The sequence below is a fragment of the Variovorax sp. P1_H12_2 genome (genome assembly GCF_056405335.1).
The window spans coordinates 1-5,145 of the sequence record NZ_JBFUCI010000438.1 but is presented as its reverse complement, the minus strand read 5'-3'; the positions used below and the strand labels follow the sequence as shown (position 1 = coordinate 5,145).

At 68.3% G+C, this 5,145-nt stretch carries 6 protein-coding genes; 4 read left to right on the top strand and 2 right to left on the bottom strand.

Annotation, left to right across the window (positions count from 1 at the left end; genetic code table 11):
* The 4 genes from AC1D2K_RS29420 to AC1D2K_RS29405 all read left to right on the top strand — a co-directional run.
* Nucleotides 1-550: enoyl-CoA hydratase-related protein (locus AC1D2K_RS29420; RefSeq protein WP_478093318.1), on the top strand; the 550-nt coding region annotated here is incomplete at its 5' end.
* A gap of 56 nt (nucleotides 551-606) precedes the next feature.
* The gene (locus AC1D2K_RS29415) at nucleotides 607-1,332 is read left to right on the top strand and encodes a Crp/Fnr family transcriptional regulator (RefSeq protein ID WP_478093316.1); all 726 of its coding nucleotides are present in this window, start codon (nucleotides 607-609) and stop codon (nucleotides 1,330-1,332) included.
* Between the two features lie 10 nt (nucleotides 1,333-1,342).
* A complete protein-coding gene (locus AC1D2K_RS29410; RefSeq protein WP_478093314.1) occupies nucleotides 1,343-2,431 on the top strand; it encodes a phosphotransferase in 1,089 nt (362 codons plus the stop codon).
* 46 nt (nucleotides 2,432-2,477) lie between these two features.
* Nucleotides 2,478-3,752, top strand: coding sequence for an acyl-CoA dehydrogenase family protein (locus tag AC1D2K_RS29405; protein WP_478093312.1), 1,275 nt, complete (start codon nucleotides 2,478-2,480; stop codon nucleotides 3,750-3,752).
* Nucleotides 3,753-3,986: 234 nt separating this feature from the next.
* On the opposite strand, the gene AC1D2K_RS29400 is transcribed toward AC1D2K_RS29405, so the two are convergent.
* Both AC1D2K_RS29400 and AC1D2K_RS29395 read right to left on the bottom strand, forming a co-directional pair.
* Nucleotides 3,987-4,493: a GNAT family N-acetyltransferase gene (locus tag AC1D2K_RS29400; RefSeq protein WP_478093310.1), complete on the bottom strand. Its 507-nt coding sequence runs from the start codon at nucleotides 4,491-4,493 to the stop codon at nucleotides 3,987-3,989.
* Between the two features lie 12 nt (nucleotides 4,494-4,505).
* The coding region (locus tag AC1D2K_RS29395; protein WP_478093308.1) for a phosphohexomutase domain-containing protein at nucleotides 4,506-5,145 on the bottom strand (640 nt) is incomplete at its 5' end.

The window sequence follows — 5,145 nt, the reverse complement described above, 5'->3', positions numbered from 1 at the left end:
CTCGGTGCAGACCGAGAGCATCGAGGCGCTCCACGCCTGGATCGACTCGATCCGCGCCTTTCCGAAGCCGGTCATCGCGGCGGTCGAGGGCGCTGCCGCCGGCGCCGGCTTCTCGGTGGCRCTGGCCTGCGACTTCGTGGTGTCCGCGCGCGATGCGGTGTTTGCCGCCTCCTACAGCAACGTGGGGCTCTCGCCGGACGGCGGAATGAGCTGGCACCTGGCGCGGGCGCTGCCGYGCCAGCTCGCGAGCGAATGGCTGATGCTGGGCGAGCGGCTGGAGCCGGCGCGCCTGCATGCGCTGGGCGTGGTCAACCAGCTCACCGAGAACGGCCAGGCGCTGGCCGCGGCGCTGGCACTGGCCGAAAAGCTCAACGCGCGGGCACCGAACGCGCTGGCCAGCATCAAGGAATTGCTGAGCGACGCGCGCGGCGCGACGCTGGTTGCCCAACTGTCCCAGGAGCGCGACCACTTCGTGCGCAACCTCCATCACGCCAACGCGGGCATCGGCATMGCGGCCTTCCTTGCCAAGGAGACGCCGCGCTACGAATGACCCCGCGTCGCTCTCGTGACACCCCCCTCGCCTTTCAGTCACCGACAGGACAGCCCATGGACGACCCCATTCTTACCATCGAAGAACGTGAAGCGATCAACAGTGGTCGCTGGTTTTCTTCCCTCTCACCCTCACTGCGCCACGACATCCTCCGATGTGCATTCGTCAAACGCTTCAAGGACGGCGAGCTGATCGCCGCTCGCGGAGATCCGCCCGAACAGTGGATCGCCTGCGCGAAGGGCGCGGTGCGCGTGAGCTCGACCGCGGTCTCGGGCAAGCAGGTGACGCTGACCTACGTGGAGCCGGGCATCTGGTTCGGCGACGTGGCGATGTTCGACGGCGATCGGCGCACGCACGATGCGTACGCGCATGGCGATTCCACGATCCTGTGCGTGGCGCGCGCCGATTTCCAGAAGATCCTGTCGAACCACGTCGAGCTCTACGAGGCGCTGATGCGGCTGCAGGCGCGGCGCATCCGGCAGTTGTTCGGCCTGKTCGAGGATCTCAACACCCTGCCCCTGCGCGCGCGGCTGGCCAAGCAACTGATCCATCTGGTTCGCAGCTACGGCGTGCCGAACCTGGCGGACGGCAGCCAGATGCGCATCGGGCTGCACCTGGCGCAGGAGGAACTGGCCCAGTTGCTGGGCGCCTCGCGCCAGCGCGTGAACCAGGAACTCAAGGCCATGGAGCGCGAGGAAGCGATCCGCATCGAACCGGCCGGACTGGTGGTGCTGGACCGTGTCGCCCTGATGCGCATTTCCGAAGCCGACGAACAACAATAGATCTCGAGCCATGACCCAGGACTTCGACAATTTCGTCGGCACGCGTGCCGTCTCGCAACAACACCTCGTCGACATCGAGGCCCTCACCGCCTGGCTCGAGAAGAACCTGGACGGGTTCAAGGGCCCGCTCACGGTCGAGATGTTCAAGGGCGGCCAGTCCAATCCGACCTACAAGCTCGTCACGCCTTCGCAAAGCTACGTGATGCGCGCCAAGCCGGGCCCGGTCGCCAAGCTGCTGCCTTCGGCGCATGCGGTCGAGCGCGAGTTCAAGGTCATGCGCGGCCTGGCAGGCACCGATGTGCCGGTGCCGCGGATGTACTGCCTGTGCGAGGACGAGAGCATCATCGGCCGCGCCTTCTATGTGATGGAATTCATGGCCGGCCGCGTGCTCTGGGATCAGTCCCTGCCCGGCATGGACAATTCCACCCGCGCGGCCATCTACGACGAGATGAACCGCGTCATCGCGGCGCTGCACAGCGTGAAGTTCGCCGAGCGCGGCCTGGCCGACTACGGCAAGCCCGGCAACTATTTCGAGCGCCAGATCGGCCGCTGGAGCAAGCAGTTCGTCGCCTCGGTGACGCAGCCGATCCCCGAGATGGACCGACTGATGGAATGGCTGCCGGCGAATATTCCGGCCAGCGCCCGCGACGAGACGATGAGCTCGATCGTGCACGGCGACTTCCGCCTCGACAACCTGATGTTCCACGCCACCGAGCCGCGCGCCATCGCGGTGCTGGACTGGGAACTGTCGACGCTGGGCCATCCGCTGGCCGACTTCAGCTACCACTGCATGTCGTGGCACATCCCGCAGGGCACCTTCCGTGGCATCGGCGGCGTCGACCTGAAGAGCCTCGGCATCCCGACCGAGAGCGAGTACATCCGGCGCTACTGCGACCGCACGGGCCTGACGACGCCCGAGGCGCTGGCGCCCGACTGGAATTTCTACCTGGCCTACAACCTGTTTCGCATCGCCGCGATCCTGCAGGGCATCGCCAAGCGGGTCGAGGCCGGTACCGCATCGAGCGAGCAAGCCGTGGCCTCGGGCCGCGGGGCCCGGCCGATGGCCGAGATGGCCTGGCAGTTCGCCCAGAAAGCGTGACCCGCGCGGCGGCGCCCCCCAACCCAATTACCCACCTGGAGACGACATGGACTTCGACTACTCGGCCAAAACCAAAGAGCTGCAAAAGCGCGTCAGCGCTTTCATGGACGACCACATCTACCCCGCGGAGGCCGCGTACGCGGCCGAGTTGGCGGCCAACACCGCGGCCGGCAAGCGCTGGACCGCGCTCGACACGGTCGAGAAGGTCAAGGCCAAGGCCAAGGCGCAGGGTCTGTGGAACCTGTTCCTGCCGGTCGACAGCGCCGCCGCCTCGGGCTACGAGGGCGCCGGCCTGACCAACCAGGAATACGCGCCGCTGGCCGAGATCATGGGCCGCGTGCCATGGGCCAGCGAGGCCTTCAACTGCTCGGCGCCTGACACCGGCAACATGGAGACCATCGCGCGCTACGGCTCGGAGGAAATCAAGGCCCGCTGGCTCAAGCCGCTGCTCGAAGGCCAGATCCGCTCGGCCTTCGCGATGACGGAGCCCGATGTGGCCTCCAGCGATGCCACCAACATCTCGACCCGGATCGAACGCCAGGGCGACGAGTACGTCATCAATGGCCGCAAGTGGTGGATCTCGGGCGCGGCCGATCCGCGCTGCAAGGTCTTCATCACCATGGGCAAGTCGGAGCCCGACGCGCCGCGCCATTCGCAGCAGAGCATGGTGATCGTGCCGGCCGACGCCAAGGGCATCAAGATCATCCGCCCTCTCAACGTGATGGGCTATGACGACGCACCGCACGGCCACGTCGAGATGCTGTTCGAGGACGTGCGGGTGCCGGTGGGCAACATCCTGCTCGGCGAGGGCCGCGGCTTCGAGATCGCCCAGGGCCGCCTCGGCCCGGGACGCATCCACCACTGCATGCGCCTGATCGGCCTGGCCGAGCGCGCGCTCGAACTGATGTGCAAGCGCGCCTCCTCGCGCGTGGCCTTCGGCAAGACCGTCGCCTCGCAGACCGTGACGCAGGAACGCATCGCCGAAGCGCGCTGCAAGATCGACATGGCGCGCCTGCTCACGCTCAAGGCCGCCTGGCTGATGGACGTAGCGGGCAACAAGGTCGCCAAGACCGAAATCGCGATGATCAAGGTGGTGGCACCGAACATGGCCTGCCAGGTGATCGACTGGGCGATGCAGGTGCATGGCGGCGGCGGCATGTGCGACGACTTCCCGCTCGCCTACGCCTACGCGGGCGCCCGCACGCTGCGCTTCGCCGACGGCCCGGACGAGGTGCACCGCAACGCGATCGCCAAGTGGGAGTTGGGCAAGTACGCGCCGGCGAAAGCAGGCGACGACGCCATGCCAGTGACAAGGTTCTAGGCTCGCCCCCAGGTTGCCCGCACTTCGTGTCGGGCGCCCACCCCCTACCGGGGGCAACACCAGCGGCCCGGCAAAGCCGGTTCCGCGGTGGCACTGTTGCTCGCCCCCAGGTTGCCCGCACTTCGTGTCGGGCGCCCACCCCCTACCGGGGGCAACACCAGCGGCCCGGCAAAGCCGGTTCCGCGGTGTTTCACCAACAGGCCTGGCGTTCGCCGGCCGACCCGTCGGTCGGGATCAGATCTTCTTTTGCAGGAAGAGCGCCGAGCCGAAGGCCGGATCCAGCTGGTAGCTGGCGAAGCCCTCGCGCTCGTAGGCCCGCAACGCGCTGCGATTGCCCGACAGCACCTCGAGCGTGAGCTTGCAGGCGCCGCGGGCGCGGGCCTCGGCCTCGACGCGCGCCAGCATGCGTTGCGCGACCCTTTGACCGCGGTGGCTGGCCAGCACGACCACGTCGTGCACATTGACCAGCGGCCGGCAGGCGAAGGTCGAGAAGCCCTCGATGCAGTTGACCAGCCCGACCGGCTGCGCGCCGTCGTAGGCCAGCACGCTGAAAGCCTGGGGTCGGGCCGCCAGGGCCTCGGGCAGGCCAGCCAGTACTTCCGGCGCCAGCGCCGCGCCGCCGCCGGCCGGGTCGCGCGCATAGGCGTCCAGCAGGGACACCACCGCGTGCGCATGCACGGGGTCCCGGTAGTCGGCCAGCACCAGGTCGATGGCAGGGGCGAGATTCGGGCTCGAGCTCATGCCACTCGCGCCTCAGGCCGGCTTCAAGGTGGCGGCGATACGGCTCGCCCAGGCCTCGGCCTGCACCGCATCGCGCGCCTCGACCATCACGCGCAACAGCGGCTCGGTGCCGCTGGCGCGGATCAGCACACGGCCGGTGTCGCCGAGCGCGGCCTCCGCGCGTTCGCTTTCGGCCGCCAGCGCGGCGTTGGCCTTCCAGTCCTGCCCCTCGGCCAGACGGACATTGATGAGGGTCTGCGGAAACAGGGTGACGCCGGCCAGCAGCTCATCCACGCGCCGGCCGCTGCGCACGCAGGCCTGCAGCACCTGGAGCGCGCTCACGATGCCGTCGCCGGTCGTGTGGCGGTCGAGCGCGAGCAGGTGGCCCGAGCCCTCGCCACCGAGCAGCCAGCGACGCTTCTCGAGCTCTTCGAGCACATAGCGGTCGCCCACCTTGGCCCGCACGAACTCGATGCCCTGCTCCTTCAGTGCCACCTCGATCGCCTTGTTGGTCATCAGCGTACCGACCACGCCCGCAGGTTTCTCGCCGCGCGCGATGCGCTCCCTCACCATCAGGTAGAGCAGCTCGTCGCCGTTGAAGAGGCGCCCGCTGGCATCCACCAGCTGCAGCCGATCGGCATCGCCATCGAGCGCGATGCCGTAGTGCGCGCCC